16 protein-coding genes are annotated in these 14,190 nt (G+C 56.6%); 7 read left to right on the top strand and 9 right to left on the bottom strand.

What is annotated here, in order from left to right:
* Positions 1-29: 29 nt before the first annotated feature.
* Both HQL76_11120 and HQL76_11115 read right to left on the bottom strand, forming a co-directional pair.
* The gene (locus HQL76_11120; protein MBF0109717.1) at positions 30-218 is read right to left on the bottom strand and encodes a lipoprotein; all 189 of its coding nucleotides are present in this window, start codon (positions 216-218) and stop codon (positions 30-32) included.
* Between the two features lie 195 nt (positions 219-413).
* Entirely contained in the window at positions 414-797 is a 384-nt protein-coding gene (locus tag HQL76_11115) for a c-type cytochrome (protein ID MBF0109716.1), read from the bottom strand.
* Positions 798-1,052: 255 nt separating this feature from the next.
* Between HQL76_11115 and HQL76_11110 the strand changes: the two genes are divergently transcribed.
* The 4 genes from HQL76_11110 to HQL76_11095 all read left to right on the top strand — a co-directional run bounded on the left by HQL76_11110 (position 1,053) and on the right by HQL76_11095 (position 4,541).
* Positions 1,053-1,409 carry a hypothetical protein gene (locus HQL76_11110; protein ID MBF0109715.1) on the top strand — a complete coding sequence of 119 codons (357 nt, stop codon included), beginning with the start codon at positions 1,053-1,055 and terminating at the stop codon, positions 1,407-1,409.
* A complete protein-coding gene (locus HQL76_11105) occupies positions 1,406-2,002 on the top strand; it encodes an RNA polymerase sigma factor (GenBank protein MBF0109714.1) in 597 nt (198 codons plus the stop codon). Before HQL76_11110 ends, HQL76_11105 begins: the two co-directional genes overlap by 4 nt.
* Positions 2,003-2,100: 98 nt before the next feature.
* Positions 2,101-2,916, top strand: coding sequence for a hypothetical protein (locus tag HQL76_11100; protein MBF0109713.1), 816 nt, complete (start codon positions 2,101-2,103; stop codon positions 2,914-2,916).
* Positions 2,917-3,071: 155 nt separating this feature from the next.
* Positions 3,072-4,541: a B12-binding domain-containing radical SAM protein gene (locus HQL76_11095; GenBank protein MBF0109712.1), complete on the top strand. Its 1,470-nt coding sequence runs from the start codon at positions 3,072-3,074 to the stop codon at positions 4,539-4,541.
* On the opposite strand, the gene HQL76_11090 is transcribed toward HQL76_11095, so the two are convergent.
* The 5 genes from HQL76_11090 to HQL76_11070 form a co-directional block, all read right to left on the bottom strand.
* Positions 4,515-4,709: a hypothetical protein gene (locus tag HQL76_11090; protein MBF0109711.1), complete on the bottom strand. Its 195-nt coding sequence runs from the start codon at positions 4,707-4,709 to the stop codon at positions 4,515-4,517. The genes HQL76_11095 and HQL76_11090 overlap by 27 nt on opposite strands.
* Entirely contained in the window at positions 4,696-6,150 is a 1,455-nt protein-coding gene (gene argH, locus HQL76_11085) for an argininosuccinate lyase (GenBank protein ID MBF0109710.1), read from the bottom strand. Before argH ends, HQL76_11090 begins: the two co-directional genes overlap by 14 nt.
* The gene (locus HQL76_11080) at positions 6,147-7,364 is read right to left on the bottom strand and encodes an argininosuccinate synthase (protein MBF0109709.1); all 1,218 of its coding nucleotides are present in this window, start codon (positions 7,362-7,364) and stop codon (positions 6,147-6,149) included. The genes argH and HQL76_11080 overlap by 4 nt, the downstream gene beginning before the upstream one ends.
* Positions 7,365-7,491: 127 nt before the next feature.
* Positions 7,492-8,442 carry an ornithine carbamoyltransferase gene (gene argF, locus HQL76_11075; GenBank protein MBF0109708.1) on the bottom strand — a complete coding sequence of 317 codons (951 nt, stop codon included), beginning with the start codon at positions 8,440-8,442 and terminating at the stop codon, positions 7,492-7,494.
* A gap of 2 nt (positions 8,443-8,444) precedes the next feature.
* A complete protein-coding gene (locus HQL76_11070) occupies positions 8,445-9,617 on the bottom strand; it encodes an aspartate aminotransferase family protein (protein MBF0109707.1) in 1,173 nt (390 codons plus the stop codon).
* 391 nt (positions 9,618-10,008) lie between these two features.
* Here HQL76_11070 and HQL76_11065 point away from each other — a divergent pair, with 391 nt between their 5' ends.
* The 3 genes from HQL76_11065 to HQL76_11055 all read left to right on the top strand — a co-directional run bounded on the left by HQL76_11065 (position 10,009) and on the right by HQL76_11055 (position 12,836).
* Complete coding sequence (locus HQL76_11065) at positions 10,009-11,040, top strand: peptidylprolyl isomerase (GenBank protein MBF0109706.1); 1,032 nt, start codon at positions 10,009-10,011, stop codon at positions 11,038-11,040.
* 99 nt (positions 11,041-11,139) lie between these two features.
* Positions 11,140-12,075: a peptidylprolyl isomerase gene (locus tag HQL76_11060; protein MBF0109705.1), complete on the top strand. Its 936-nt coding sequence runs from the start codon at positions 11,140-11,142 to the stop codon at positions 12,073-12,075.
* 20 nt (positions 12,076-12,095) lie between these two features.
* Positions 12,096-12,836, top strand: a complete 741-nt coding sequence (locus HQL76_11055; GenBank protein ID MBF0109704.1) for a SapC family protein — start codon at positions 12,096-12,098, stop codon at positions 12,834-12,836.
* A gap of 6 nt (positions 12,837-12,842) precedes the next feature.
* On the opposite strand, the gene HQL76_11050 is transcribed toward HQL76_11055, so the two are convergent.
* Together HQL76_11050 and HQL76_11045 are read right to left on the bottom strand one after the other, a co-directional pair.
* The gene (locus tag HQL76_11050) at positions 12,843-13,685 is read right to left on the bottom strand and encodes an SDR family NAD(P)-dependent oxidoreductase (protein MBF0109703.1); all 843 of its coding nucleotides are present in this window, start codon (positions 13,683-13,685) and stop codon (positions 12,843-12,845) included.
* A 107-nt stretch (positions 13,686-13,792) separates the two neighbouring features.
* Entirely contained in the window at positions 13,793-14,152 is a 360-nt protein-coding gene (locus tag HQL76_11045) for a hypothetical protein (GenBank protein ID MBF0109702.1), read from the bottom strand.
* Between the last annotated feature and the right edge of the window lie 38 nt (positions 14,153-14,190).

Here is a 14,190-nt window from a genome sequence, read left to right as displayed (position 1 = left end):
GCCCGTCGGAAAAAAGAGAGAACGAATGATCAGGGACCCTCAACCGGTTTTTGCTCCGGAGTTGCCGGCCTTTGCTCTGGAGTATCCGGTTGTTTCGCCGATTGCGTCTGTTGTTTGATCGCCTCCGTTTCCAGATACAGGTTGCCCTTGTGGCCGCAACCGGCAAGCAGCGACAGGGCCATCAGCATGGGGAACAATCCACGATTGGCGGGGGTCACTGGGTTCTCCGGGGAAGTGTGAATGGAATGTTCACGGGTCGCGTGTGACGATTGCCGATTGTGCCATTTCCTTCCAACTCCGGCAATATGGGAAATGCGTGGCGGCGGGGCAAGTGCATGAAAAGGGCATGTCGGACCCGAGGGAGACCGGAAAGGTGCTCCGGGGGTCTCCTTCGGGCAGGGAACCATGACGGTTCATGATTCCGCCAGGGCTTCGAGAAAGGAGATGACCGCACTGCGCTCGGTTGGTTCCGCGAGGCCGGGAAAGGTCGATTGGGTGTTGGGAACGACCGCTGTGGGTTTCGTGAGAAAACGATCGAGCGATTCCCGGTTCCAGACGATGCCGCTTGCGGTCATGGCCGGAGAGAAGGTGTAACCTTTCAAGGTTCCCGCCTTGCGCCCGATGACGCCACCCAGATTGGGGCCGACCTTTTTGCTTCCGTCATCGATAAGATTATGGCAGACATTGCACTTCTTGAATACCGCTTCACCATCGTCGATGATGTCGGCCCGGGAGCTGCCCGTGGCGAACAGCAGGACCAGCCCCAGGGCCGGCAGGAGACAGTATCCGGTTTTCATGGTTGTCCCTTTCCTTAAGACGCGAAGATTCAGGAATTCCGAAAAAAGAACGCTTCATTTTATATCAGCGGTAACGGATTGGAAAGAAAGGTTTCAAGGCTTCGAACATCGGCAGGTGGCCCGAATCGTTCCGGGGAACTTTTTTCTTGAGCGCGTCACCCACGAAAATGGGGACGATGATCGATCCGTCGGATGGGGTGATGATGGCCGCGGCGGTTCCAGGGAGACTCTTGTCGGGATTCGAGGCGTGGGATCATGAATGTAAAAAAATATTGGCGACAATGGCTGTTGGGGATTCTGATGATCTTTCCGATCGAGGCGGGGGCCTTTTGCCTTGTCAACGACACCGATGTTCCCGTCCATGGCCAATCCCTGGACAGTACCCCTTTCGAGGCCGATCTGGCTCCGGGCGCGACCGTGTGTTGTGATGATTGTCTCCAGAACGGGCAGTCCATCGCCTCGCTGCTTGTCGTGACCGGGTATGTCCCCGTTTCCCAGAACAGTCAGCCCGGTTGGTTGGCCGAATGCCGAACCCGGGTGACGGCCCGCGGCCAGATTGTGGTCACCGGATCGGCGTCGCAAATCTTTTGCATTGCCGGAATACCGCGGTGACCAGCGCCAAGGGGCCGGATCCCGATCTGAGGGATGTGGAAGCGGCAAGGAACGGGGATGTCCAGGCGTTTGCCCAACTGCTCAAACGCCTGGAACAACGGGTGTTCCGTTTTATCCTCCGTCACTCCCTTTCCCATGAGGATGCCCAGGATCTTACCCAGGAGACCTTTTTCGAGGTTTGCCGTCATCTGGATCATTTTCGCGGCAATTCCATGTTTTCGACCTGGGTCCTTGGAATCGCCCGCAACCTGGTCCTCAATCATGTCAATCGTTCCTCCTCCTTCCGTTTTGCCGTCGCCGATGATGTCGAACTGACCGAGGTCATCGACACGGGGGAAAATCCCCACGATGCCTGTCAACGACAGGCCCGTCTCGTCGCCCTGAAAAATGGTATCGAACATCATCTTTCCCGGGACCTGCGCGAGGCACTGGTATTGGTTTGCCTTGAAGGGTTGAGCTATCGCGAGGCGGCAAGGATGCTTGAACTGCCCGAGGCCACCGTCAAGACCCGCGTTTTCAGGGCGCGAAAAGCCCTGCGCGCCGGTTTCGAGAACGACGGCACGGGGGATCTGTTTACCTTTGATTCCGATTGACTTTTTCCGGGTCGATTCCCTGAAACTTTTACCGATCCACGGTTACCAACAGACAGTAACGATCTCCTGACGACGATCCAGACCTTCGAGGAACGATCATGTTGGACGAACAAGACCAGGAATTGCTCAGCCGTGGCCTCGAAGCCGATCTGGATCGGGCGGAAATGCGTCATTTGTACCGGTTGGCGGTGACCGAGCCGTGGACCTTGAAGGAAATGGCCCAACTGCTTGGGTTGGAGCGGGGGTTTCAAGAGGCCTTGCGGCAGGAACGGCAAACGGTGGCGGACAAGGGATTGACCGATCGGGCGGTGGCCCAACGGATGGCGGCGCATGCGTCGCGTCACTCTTCCCCGCTTCTGGAACCGATGCGTCGCGCCTGGGGGTGGTTCTTCTCGCCCCGTTCCGTGGTATTGCAACCGTTTTCTTTCGTCGGTGGGGTGGCGGTGGTCGTTCTGGCCCTTGGCGTTTTTCCTTCGGCGGAACGTGAACCGGTCCGCCAGGTGGCGACCACGGTTTCGACGCCGCCCCGTCTGGCCATTCAGGATGTCCAGTTCAGCCAGGCCGAAGCGCGCGTCAACTGGACCAACCGTTTTATCGTCCCGCCGGGGGCCGCGACCCGTCTCTCCCTGGATCAGGGGGGCAAGGATCCCGTGCTGCTTCAATTCGAATCGGTCCAACCCGCTTCTCTCGAAGTGATTCATTATGCGGGTGGGGTGTCGGGTGAAACGGTCCGTCTTTTCAACATCGACGGCATCGGCTTCGCCGCGTTGCGGGAACCCCGTCGGGGGGATGAGGTCGTGGTCCGCAACAGCGGCAATGTCCCGGTGGTGGTCTACATGCGCGGCATGGATGGCGCCACCGTCAGCGATCTGCAAAACATGAAGCAGAAAGACAAAAGCATGCAAAGTTTGTAGGTCTGACGGTTTCAGGCCAGGGGACGGGTTTTCATTCTCGTGTGTGCTTTAAGTTGCCCGCCGTTTTATGGCAAGATCGGGGCGGTGTGACATGCGATACCCGCGCCCGACCACTTCCGCACGGATGGATGGTTTCCTGAACTGGATAGGGATTCATGGCTGATATTCATATTGTCTATTTCGATGTACGGACGGGTTTCTATCCTTCGTTTCATCACGGTTTGGCCTATATCATCGGCAATCTGAAACAGCATGGACACCAGGTTGCCCTGGATCATCTCATTGCCGTGGAGGATATTCCCAGGGCGATCGAGCGTATCGAGACGCGCAGGCCGCACCTTCTGGGACTGTCCTTCACCACCAATCAATTGCGGTATGCCCAGTCTTTTCTTGCCCTGGAACGAAAGCACAAACCCCTTACCATTGTCGGTGGGGTTCACGGAACGCTCGTCAAGGAAGGATTGTTTCAGGAGTTGCCTCGGGTGGATGCCGTTTGCATCGGAGAAGGGGAGGTGCCGATGCTTGAACTGGCGGGACGCCTGGACCGCGGTGACGACCCTTCGACAACCGCGAGCATGATCTTCAGGACCGATCGGGGCATCGTCAGAAATCCGGTAGCCCCACTGCCGCTGCTCGACGATCTGGCTCTGCCCGATTATACCTTGTTCGATTTCAAGAAAATCATCAGGGAGGGGGGCGAATCCTTTCCCATGTTGTTGGGACGCGGCTGTCCCTACAAGTGCAGCTACTGTTGCAACCATGTCCTGCGCGATGCCTATCCCAACAAAAAGGATTATGTCAGGTTTCCCTCCATTGCCCGGTCCATGGAGATCATCAAGGGCAATCTGGCCCTTTTTCCCGAAACGCGCCAGATTCTTTTCGCCGATGATACCTTCACGTTGAACAAGAAATGGATCGTCGAATTTTGTGAGGTCTACAAAAAAACCATTGGTCTGCCGTATATTTGCAACGCCCGTGTCGAAACCATCAACGAGCCGGTGGTCGAAAGCCTGAAAAATTCCGGCTGTGCCTCCATTGAATTCGGCATTGAATCGGGGAACGAATGGTTGCGAAAAAATCTGTTGAACCGTCAGCATTCCAACGACAAGATTCGCAAGGCCTTTGCCATCGTGAAAAAATACGGTCTGAAGACCTTTGCCTTCAACATTGTCGGTCTCCCCTTTGAAACCAATGCGATGGCTCGGGAGACCTTCCGGTTCAATCAGGAATTGCGTGCCGATTATGGCCGGTGTTTTTTCTTCTTCCCCTATCCTGGCAGTGAGATTTATGAAGTCGCCAGGAAGTATGATCTGCTTCCCGATCATCTCGACCAGGTTTCGGGGTATACCGAGTCACCTGTCCTCAGACCGGTGCATCAATCTCATGAAGAAACCCGGGCAAACAATGAAAAATTGAATATTTTGTTCATGGTGCGCTCCATTGCTTCCAAACTTGGGTTGCCGCTTGCGTTTGAGAATCTGTTGCTGTGGGTTGCCATTCTTTTTCGCCGACCCATTTTCATAGTGCTCGATCCAAGGTCGTCCAGTCCTGTCGTCAGACGCTTCCGTGGCGTCATCAGAACCTTGTTCCAACGTCATTTAAGGGTGGGAAACGTCGGCAAATGAGAAGTCGGGGGCAGGGTGGGGACGGTCGAGGCGGTCCCACTCTTTGCGCAAGTCGGCAAATTCTTTGTCCAGGCGCTTTTGGTCCATGACGGGAAAGTGGTGCAACGTGGCCAACGCAGTGCGTCGTATTTCCTCGGGACTCAAGGCGTTTGACTCAGGTCGTCCCATGATCTTTTCCTTTTTTGGGCGCCATTGTTCCAGAAAAAGCATGGTTTCCTTCGGCATTCAGGAACGTTTCCGCCGTTTCCAGGGCTTGGCGTACCGTTTCGAAGGCGGTGCCTCCCTGGGAACGACGGGCGTTCACCGAGGCTTCCACCCGAAGCACCTCGTGAATATCCGGGCCGATGCGCGGATCCACGTTTTGCATGGCCACAAGGGAAAGGGAAGAAAGCGTCGTGTTTTCCTCGACGCACAGGCGCACAATTTTTCCCGTGATTTCGTGCGCCTCGCGAAAGGGGACCCCTTTCCTGACCAGATAATCGGCGCAATCGGTGGCGGTGGTGAAGCCTCCGGCGGCGGCGGCGGCCATCTTCTCCTTGCGAACCTGGATGCCGGGAATCAGGTCGGCGAACAGTCGCAACGAGCCGCCCACCGTGTCCACGACATCGAATATGGGTTCCTTGTCTTCCTGCATGTCGCGATTGTAGGCCAGAGGCAGCCCCTTCATCATCATGAGAAGCCCTACCAGATGTCCCGTGACCCGGCCACTTTTGCCCCGAACCAACTCCGGCACGTCGGGGTTTTTCTTCTGGGGCATGATCGAGGAGCCGGTACAGAAGGCATCGGGCAGTTCGATGAAACCGAACGGTGTCGATGACCAGAGGATCAATTCCTCGGAAAAACGTGACAGGTGACCCATGATCAATGCCCCGGTGAAGGCAATTTCAAGGACAAAATCACGGTCGGAAACGGCATCCATGGAATTGCGGCACACCCCATCAAAACCCAGTTCCCTGGCGACCCATTCGCGATCAATGGGAAATGGCGTTCCCGCCAGGGCCGCCGAACCCAGGGGCAACTGGTTGACCCGGGGTCGCAGAAGGGTCAAACGTTCCCGATCGCGGGTGAACATTTCAAAGTAGGCGAGCAGATGATGGGCAAGGCTTACCGGTTGGGCGTTTTGCAGGTGGGTAAACCCGGGAAGCAGGGTTTCGACATGAATTTTGGCAAGGTCCAGCAGGCTGTGACGCACGGCGCCAAGGGCGGCGATCAGTTCATCGACCTCGCCGCGCAGATAGAGCCTGAGGTCGGTGGCCACCTGATCATTGCGGGAACGTGCCGTATGCAGCTTGCCGGCGACCGGGCCGATCAATTCCTTGAGGCGGCTTTCGACATGCATGTGAATGTCTTCAAGCTCGGTGCGGAAGGACATCGTTCCGGCCTCGATTTCACCCCGGACCCGTTCCAGGCCCGAAAGAATCTGTTCCGCCTCCTCGGGAGCGATGATTCCCTGCCGTGCCAGCATGCGGCAATGGACCGAGGAGGCCCGGATATCCTCACGAAAGAGCCTTTGGTCATAGTGAATCGATGCCGTGAACCGTTCGACGAAGGCATTGGTGGGTTCACGAAAACGGCCACCCCAGAGTTTGCCGCCGGCGGGTCGGGTCATGCGCGATTCCTCAGATTGGCGGCAATGCGCATTCTTAAGGCGTTGAGTTTGATAAACCCGTGGGCGTCCGCCTGGTGATAGGCCCCCTGGTCTTCCTCGAAGGTGGCGATGGTGGGATCGAACAGGCTTGCTTCCGATTTGCGACCGACGACGGTGACGTTGCCTTTGTACAGTTTCAGCCGCACGACACCGTTGACCGCAACCTGGGAGGCATCCACCATGGTCTGGATCATCTGGCGCTCGGGAGAAAACCAGTAACCGTTGTAGATCAGGGCGGCGTAGCGTGGCGCCAGTTCATCCTTGAGATGGGCGACTTCACGATCCAGGGTCAGCGATTCCATCGCCCGGTGGGCAATGCCGAGAATGGTTCCTCCCGGGGTCTCGTAGACACCACGCGATTTCATGCCGACATAGCGGTTTTCCACCAGATCCAGGCGTCCGATGCCGTTGCTTCCTCCCAGCTGGTTGAGGCGGGTCAGAAGTTGGGCGGGGGACATCTTTTCTCCATCGATGGCCGCCAAGTCGCCCTTGATGAATTCAAGTTCGACATAAGTTGCCTTGTCGGGGGCTTTTTCCGGAGAGACGGACAGGACAAACATGTCTTCATCGGGTTCCCGCCAGGGATCTTCGAGAATTTTTCCCTCGAAGGAAAGATGGAGCAGGTTGCGGTCCATGGAGTAGGGGGCTTCTCCCTTTTTGCCACGGGGGACGGGAATGCCGTGGGTTTCGGCGTAGGCGACAAGTTTTTCCCGCGAGGTCAGGTTCCATTCGCGCCAGGGAGCGATGACGCGAATATTGGGTTTCAGGGCGTAATAGCCCAGTTCGAACCGGACCTGGTCGTTTCCCTTGCCGGTGGCGCCATGGGAAACGGCATCCGCCTGGGTAAGGTTGGCGATTTCAATCTGGCGCTTGGCGATCAGGGGACGGGCGATCGAGGTTCCCAGATGGTACACCCCTTCATACAGGGCGTTGGCTCGATACATCGGGAATACAAAATCACGGACAAACTCTTCCTTGAGGTCTTCGACGAAAATTTCGCGGACGCCAAACTGTTTGGCCTTGGCGCGTGCTTCCTCAAGCTCTTCTCCCTGCCCCAGGTCGGCGGAAAAGGTGACGACTTCGCACTGGTAGGTGTCTTGAAGCCATTTGAGGATGATGGAGGTGTCCAGTCCACCCGAATAGGCGAGAACGACTTTTTTTACCCGTTCCGTCATGTCCGTCTCCGTAAACGATTGCGGGGGTCCGGGGGCGGCGGAGGTGTGGAAAAACCAAAACCTTGGGGCGTTGCCCCAAACCCCACCGGGAAGGGGAAACCCCTTCCCGGACCCATCCTTAATATTTTTAAAAACGTCTGAGGATCAGCCATTCGAGGATGGCCTTCTGCACATGCAACCGGTTTTCCGCCTCATCCCACACCACCGAATGTTCTCCGTCCAGCACCTCCGAGGAGACCTCCTCGTCACGATGCGCCGGCAGGCAATGCATGAACAGGACATCTTTTTTCGCCAGACGCATCAATGTTCGATCGACCTGAAAACCGGCAAACGCCCGCAACCGACGTTGGCGTTCCTGCTCCTGTCCCATCGAAATCCAGGTGTCGGTGACCACCAGGTCGGCATCCGCCACCGCTTCCCTGGGATCGCGTGTCAAGGAGATCGATCCGATCCCCGTGGTTTTGGTTTGCCCCTGGGCCATGCTCAAGACCACAGGATCGGGATCGTAGTTGATCGGGCAGGCCAGGGTCAGATGACACCCCATCTTGACGCTGGCAAGGATCCAGGAATGGGCCATGTTGTTGCCGTCGCCGACAAACGCCACCTTGCGTCCTTCCAGGGAGCCCCGTTTTTCCTGATAGGTGAAAATGTCAGTCAGAATCTGACAGGGATGAAAATGATCGGACAATCCATTGATGACTGGAACCGTGGCGAATCGGGCCAGCGTGACCGCATTTTCATGGGCGAACGTGCGAATCATCAGGGCATCGAGATAACGTGACAGGACTCGGGCGCTGTCGGAGATGGTTTCGCCGCGGCCCAACTGGATTTCCTTGGAGGAGAGAAACAAGGCATGCCCCCCCAGTTGATACATCCCCACCTCGAAGGAGACCCGCGTCCGGGTCGAGGGCTTTTCGAACAACATTCCCAGGGTTCGCCCTTCCAGCGTCCGGGTTGTGTCACCCCTGGCGAGGGATTCCTTGAGTTCGGACGCCCGCGTGAACAGACGCTGGATTTCCGACAGGTCCAGGTCCATCAGGGAAAGAAGATCACGTTTTTTCAAGGTTATGGAGTTCATGATCAGAACAGGTCATTCAATACGCCACCGAAGATGGCCAGGGCCTTGTCGATTTCTTCTTTTTCGACGATGAGGGGCGGCAACATGCGGATGATGGTGCCCATCTGACAACTGACCAGAAGCCCTCGCGACAGGCAGATGCTGACCGTTTCCTCGGCGGGCGAGTTGAGTTGGATTCCAGCCATCAGACCACGACCGCGAACATCGATGACCATTTTATGGTTGGCGGCAATTTTTTTCAGACCGTCCAGAAGGTAGGCCCCCTTTTCGGCAACCGCGTCGAGAAAGCCATCCCCATTGATCACCGAAACCGTCGCCAGGGCGGAGGCACAGGCCAGGGGATTGCCACCGAAGGTCGAGCCATGGGATCCGGGACTGAAGGCGCTGGCCACCTTGGCCGTGGTCAGACAGGCGCCCATCGGAATGCCTGAGGCCAGGGCCTTGGCCGAGGTCATGATGTCGGGCGCCGCCTGCTCGTGCTGATGACACCAGAACCGACCGGTCCGTCCCATGCCGGTCTGAACTTCGTCGTAGATCAAAAGAAGATCGTGGCGATCGGCGATGTCGCGCAGGGCCGGGAGATAATCCACGTCCGGGATGACGATCCCCGATTCCCCCTGGATGGGCTCGACCATGATGGCGGCGGTATTTTCTCCCACCGCTTGTTCCACCGCCTGGGGATTGTTGTACGGAACATATTTGAATCCGGCGGGGAGAGGGGCGAACCCTTTTTGTACCTTGTCCTGGGCAGTGGCGGTCAGAGTCGCCAGGGTGCGACCGTGAAAGCCGTTGTTGGCGGTGATGATTTCATGACGATGGCTCTGCTTGCGCTCGTACATGGTTTTGCGCGCCAGTTTGATGGCTGCTTCGTTGGCCTCGGCGCCGCTGTTGCAGAAGAAGACCTGCTCGGCGAAACAGGAGTCGGTGAGCGCCTTGGCCAACTCTTCCTGAAGGGGGATGCGGTACAGGTTGCAGGTGTGAATCAATCGCCCCGCCTGTTCACGGATCGCCGCCACAACCTTTGGATGGCAATGTCCGAGGTTGTTGACGCCAATGCCGGAGAGAAAATCAAGATAGGTTTTTCCTTCGTCATCCCAGAGGACGACCCCTTCGCCGCGGACGAAGGTGACGGGGAAGCGGGAGTAACTGGGAATGACATGTGGCATCTTGATCATGGGAACCTGTCTGAAATCCTGAGCATCCCGTCCGGGGAAAAATCGCTATTTTCCCACAATATACGTTCATGAGCCTCTGGGAAGCGAAATCCTTCGTTCTCCGAGTGGTTTTGGACCGTGGCGACCGAACCCGATTCTATTAGCGTTAAAAAATTTCTTTTATATCCCTCCGTACCCTGTGTGTGCAAGGAAAAAATGAGGAATGACGAGAATTCCACGTCGCGATGGAAAATGGGAGGGTTCCGATCGATTCGGCAATTTTATTGCTTGGTCTTGGGAAGTGCCGTTGGTGCGTCTCTTCAATGAGGTGGTGAATAGAGGGCTGCATCACGGTGCGGGAGGAATCGAGGGGAACGGATGAAAGCCAGCCCGCTTTGCGAGGGATCAGACCATGAATTACCGTCACCGTTGTGGTTTCAAGGTATTGGCCATGATGATTCCGGTCTTGTTGACCGGATGTTTGACGACCACTCCGAGTCAGCTTTCGATGACGGGGGCGGAACCGGCGGAAGATGTCAAGGAATTGCCACCCGTGCGGTTGACGGGGGTGGAATCGGGTGAGAAGGTGGCGTCGATGGGTGGCGTCGTACTTGAAGCGGGGGAGTTGAAGGCCTGGCTCGATCGATTGCCGAAAGGGACCCGGAGTCGCCTTCTGGCCGACGAGGAGGCCCTGGGCTGGCGGATTCGTTGGGAGGTCACGCGGAAATATCTTGAAACCCTGGCCATCGAGGATGAAACGATGATCCGGTCGGGGGCGTTGCGTCGGATGCAACAGGCGGAGGAGGAATCGCTGCGCGGTCAGTATCTGTCCGCCATCACCACGCCCCAGGTCCACTTTCCCGACGAGGCAACCTTGCAGCGGACCTATCGGGAGGGGTTGGAACGTAGCAAAACGGTGCGGCGGGTCCATCTGCGGCAGATTTTTGTTCCATTTGGCGGCAATTCCGAGGCGGCGCGGGTTAAGAGCGCGGCGTTGTTCGCCATGGCGCGGAAAAATCGCGCCGATTTTCCTTCCCTGGCACGAAAACTGTCGATGGATCCCGAAACCGCGGCCCAGGGAGGGGATATGGGATGGAAAAATTTCGCCACGTTGCCCCAGGCGTTCAAAAATGGTTTGAAAGACGTGGAAAATGATGCGGTCATCGGTCCCCTGGAGACGGAACGGGGGTATCATATCGTCCAGAAGGTGGCCGAGGCAGTCGAAGGACAGAAAAGTTTTGCCGAAATGGCCGAATCGTTGCGTCGAACCCTGAGGCAGAGGCAGACTGCGGAAAATCTGAAACGAAATCTTGCCCGCTGGTCGGAGGAAAACCCCATCGTTTTCAACCCCGATGGCATGGAACTTCTCAATCGGGAGTTTTCGAACCAGAACGGGGGGGAATCGAATCTGTTGGTGCAACAGAAAATTGCACGCAACCCATGAATTATTGTACGTTGTCGTTTCATGCCTTGGACGCCTGGGGTTCGTTTTGCTTCATGTCTGTCGATGTCTGTCGATGAAAATGAAAAAGGAGTTGCGGCCATGCCGTTTGCCGGGATGAAAAAATATGCGGTGGGATGGGGATGGGTTGTTTTCACGGGAATGCTGTTGTTGTCCCAGGGGGTGCTGGCCAAGGAGGACCCGGGCCGGAAGGGGAACGCCGTTTCCGGGGAAACCGTCATTGCCTCGATGGGGGGGGTCAAACTGTACACTTCGGAATTGAACCGGTTGTTTGCCAACAGCGATGCCCGGGCCAGAACCCGGGTCCTGACCAATCCGCAGCTTCTGGAACAGACCATTCGCGAGGAATTGTTCAAGAAGTTCATTCTGCAACAGGCCAACACCACCGGATTCGACAAGCAACCTCAGGTGCAATGGGCCATGGAGCGGGCCGGCGAGAACACCTTGCTGGAACTCTATCTCAATTCCCGGTCGCGTCCGGAAGAACAATTTCCCGACGAGGCGATGATCAAGGATGCCTATGAGAAAAATCAGGCCCATTTCCAGGTTCCGTCCCAGGCGCACCTGGCGCAGATTTTTCTTCCTCTGACCACAGACGAGAAGGCCAACAAGGCCACTACCGAAAAGATGAACGATCTGTTCAACAAGGCGAAAAAGGCCAATGCCGATTTTGCCGCCTTGGCCCGGGAACATTCGCAACATTCCGAGAGTGCCCAGGATGGTGGGGACATGGGATGGATTCCCATGAACCAGATGGTCCCGGAGGTGGGAAAGGTGGTTGAAACCATGAAGGCGGGAGAAATCAAGGGACCGGTTCAAAGCCCGCAGGGGTTGCACATCATCAAACTCATCGAAAGCAAGCCGGCCTCGGTCCGGTCGTTGGAGGAGGCCAAGCCGGTTTTGGTGGCGGGATTGAAAAAACAACGGATGGAAACGTTGCGTGCCCAGTTTCTCAAGGATTTGCTGGACAAGACACCAGCCATCATCGACAGTGCGAATCTGTCAAAACTCAAATGAAACCTGGAAGGTGATGCGGCATGGCACAACTTCTTTTTTATGAACGTCCGGTTCCCCTCAACAAGGACCGGCACCGGACCCTTGCCATTCGTCCGGCGGACAATCTTTATGGCTTCAGCCGCGTGACCAATTCGGTGATGTTGGCCGGGGTGGAGTTTGTTCACGCCGCCAAGGAATATTGCATCGTTTTCACGCGGGCGGGGGACTTGGTGATTCCGGTGGCGCTTCTGGGGTTGCGCAATGATGAAAACCTTTATGTCGATGGCGAAAATCGTTGGGATGCCCATTATGTCCCTGCGTTCATCCGCCGTTATCCGTTCATTCTGGCCGGATCGGGAACGGATGATGGCCAGAAGACGGTGTGCATCGATGAAACGTTTGCCGGCTTTGACCAAAAGGAGGGGCGCAGGCTTTTCGACGATGCGGGAGAACCTACCGATTTTCTCAACAGTGCCATCAAATTTCTTCAGGATTACCAGGGGCAATACCGCCGCACCGAGGTTTTCGTCAACCGTTTGCGGGACCTTGATCTTTTTACCGACTTGAACGCCCAGGCGCAACTGCCGGGCGGTCAGAAGCTGCACATGGGGGGGTTGCTGGGCGTCGATGAAAACAAGCTGCTGCAACTGGAGAAAAACAAGGCTCTGGAATTGTTTCGTTCCGGCGAATTGAGCTGGGTCTATGCCCATCTTCTTTCCATGGGCAACATGCAAAGGCTTGGCGAGCGGTTGATCAAGAAAGAGCAGGCTGGAAGGGCTTGAGAACGGTCATCCCCGGGCCAGCAATCGTTCCAGCAGGGTGAAGGGCAGAGCCCGGCGCAGCAGGGCTGCGATGTGGGTGGGGACGGTGACTCCGTAACGGAGACGGGGGTGGCGACTTTCGAGGGCGTGGATGACTTTGGCGACCACCGCTTCAGGAGGGCGGGAGAAAATGCCACCGGAGGATTGGTTTCTTTGGTGCTCCGTGAGCCAGCGTTCGTATTTTTTCAAGTGGTGACTTGATTCGGTGCGGACGTGTTCGAGGAAGGCCTGCCGGGCGTTGTCGCGAAACGGGGTATTGATGGGACCGGGTTGAATCAGGATGAAGTGGATGCCTGTGCCGCGCATTTCCAGACGCATTGCCTGGGTCATCCCTTCCAGGGCGAACTTGGTAGCGACGTAGGCGCCGCGGTGGGGGAGGGCGACGAAGCCAAGGATGGAACTGTTTTGCAGGATTCGTCCGTTTCCCTGGCGGCGCATCACTGGCAGAACCTGGCGGGTCAGTTCGTGGGTTCCGAACAGGTTGGTTTCGAATTGGCGGCGCAGGGCGTCGCGTGACAGGTCTTCCATGGCGCCTGGTTGACCGTAGGCGCCATTATTGAACAGGGCATCGAGACGTCCTTGACTGGTGTCGAGGATTCGTGCCAGGGCGTATTCGATCGAATTTGAATCATCGAGGTCAAGCGGCCATGATTCGAATCCTTCGCCGCGCAACCGTTCCACATCGTGAGGTTTGCGGGCGGTGGCGAAAACGCGCCAGCCGCGTTGTTTCAATGCGATCGCGCTCGCGTGGCCGATCCCTGAAGAACATCCCGTGATCAGAATGTTCTTTTGCTGCTCTGCCATATGCATGTCCCGGAAAATAAAAAATTATTAAAAGAAAAAAGGGGTCTGGGGGCAATCCCCCAGACCCCTTTTTTCTTTCAATAATTTCCCAGACGATCACCCCGGCAGGGAGATCAAACCCGACCGTTTTCCACATCCCTGCTTGCCTCTTCCAGCAGAGCGTCGAAAGATGCCTCCGTAACCATCGTTTCGACCGATTCGTCTTGTTTGTTTTCTTCCCCGTCCGCCGAATCGCCGAAGAGGGTGTCCATGAAGATGCGTGCCATGTTCCAGCGGACGACCTCTTCGTTGACCAGCAGTTGCGGCATCGCGACCGTCTGTTGGGTTCCCACCGCCTGAGCCAGGGCAGCGGCGGAAAAATCGACGGAATCGGCCCGGACGAGACCCATATCCGACTTCCGGGCGGAATCCTGGTTTCTTTTTGCATCAAGATAGGACAGTAACGCCAATTGTCCCGCGCCATCGATAACCATGATCACCCCTCCTGAAGGATTTTCTTTTATAATTTTCT

The organism is Magnetococcales bacterium, from assembly GCA_015228815.1.
In the GTDB taxonomy this organism is placed as follows: Bacteria; Pseudomonadota; Magnetococcia; order Magnetococcales; family UBA8363; genus UBA8363.
Note: the sequence above shows the minus strand (reverse complement) of the source record. Positions and strands in the feature narration are given on the sequence as shown.

What these genes read in the sequence shown, in the direction of transcription:
- HQL76_11115 (MBF0109716.1), bottom strand. Translation starts at nt 797, where the DNA reads ATGAAAACCGGATACTGTCTCCTGCCGGCCCTGGGGCTGGTCCTGCTG.
- HQL76_11110 (MBF0109715.1), top strand. Translation starts at nt 1,053, where the DNA reads ATGAATGTAAAAAAATATTGGCGACAATGGCTGTTGGGGATTCTGATG.
- HQL76_11100 (MBF0109713.1), top strand. Translation starts at nt 2,101, where the DNA reads ATGTTGGACGAACAAGACCAGGAATTGCTCAGCCGTGGCCTCGAAGCC.
- HQL76_11095 (MBF0109712.1), top strand. Translation starts at nt 3,072, where the DNA reads ATGGCTGATATTCATATTGTCTATTTCGATGTACGGACGGGTTTCTAT.
- HQL76_11090 (MBF0109711.1), bottom strand. Translation starts at nt 4,709, where the DNA reads ATGGGACGACCTGAGTCAAACGCCTTGAGTCCCGAGGAAATACGACGC.
- argH (MBF0109710.1), bottom strand. Translation starts at nt 6,150, where the DNA reads ATGACCCGACCCGCCGGCGGCAAACTCTGGGGTGGCCGTTTTCGTGAA.
- HQL76_11080 (MBF0109709.1), bottom strand. Translation starts at nt 7,364, where the DNA reads ATGACGGAACGGGTAAAAAAAGTCGTTCTCGCCTATTCGGGTGGACTG.
- argF (MBF0109708.1), bottom strand. Translation starts at nt 8,442, where the DNA reads ATGAACTCCATAACCTTGAAAAAACGTGATCTTCTTTCCCTGATGGAC.
- HQL76_11070 (MBF0109707.1), bottom strand. Translation starts at nt 9,617, where the DNA reads ATGATCAAGATGCCACATGTCATTCCCAGTTACTCCCGCTTCCCCGTC.
- HQL76_11065 (MBF0109706.1), top strand. Translation starts at nt 10,009, where the DNA reads ATGAATTACCGTCACCGTTGTGGTTTCAAGGTATTGGCCATGATGATT.
- HQL76_11060 (MBF0109705.1), top strand. Translation starts at nt 11,140, where the DNA reads ATGCCGTTTGCCGGGATGAAAAAATATGCGGTGGGATGGGGATGGGTT.
- HQL76_11055 (MBF0109704.1), top strand. Translation starts at nt 12,096, where the DNA reads ATGGCACAACTTCTTTTTTATGAACGTCCGGTTCCCCTCAACAAGGAC.
- HQL76_11050 (MBF0109703.1), bottom strand. Translation starts at nt 13,685, where the DNA reads ATGCATATGGCAGAGCAGCAAAAGAACATTCTGATCACGGGATGTTCT.
- HQL76_11045 (MBF0109702.1), bottom strand. Translation starts at nt 14,152, where the DNA reads ATGGTTATCGATGGCGCGGGACAATTGGCGTTACTGTCCTATCTTGAT.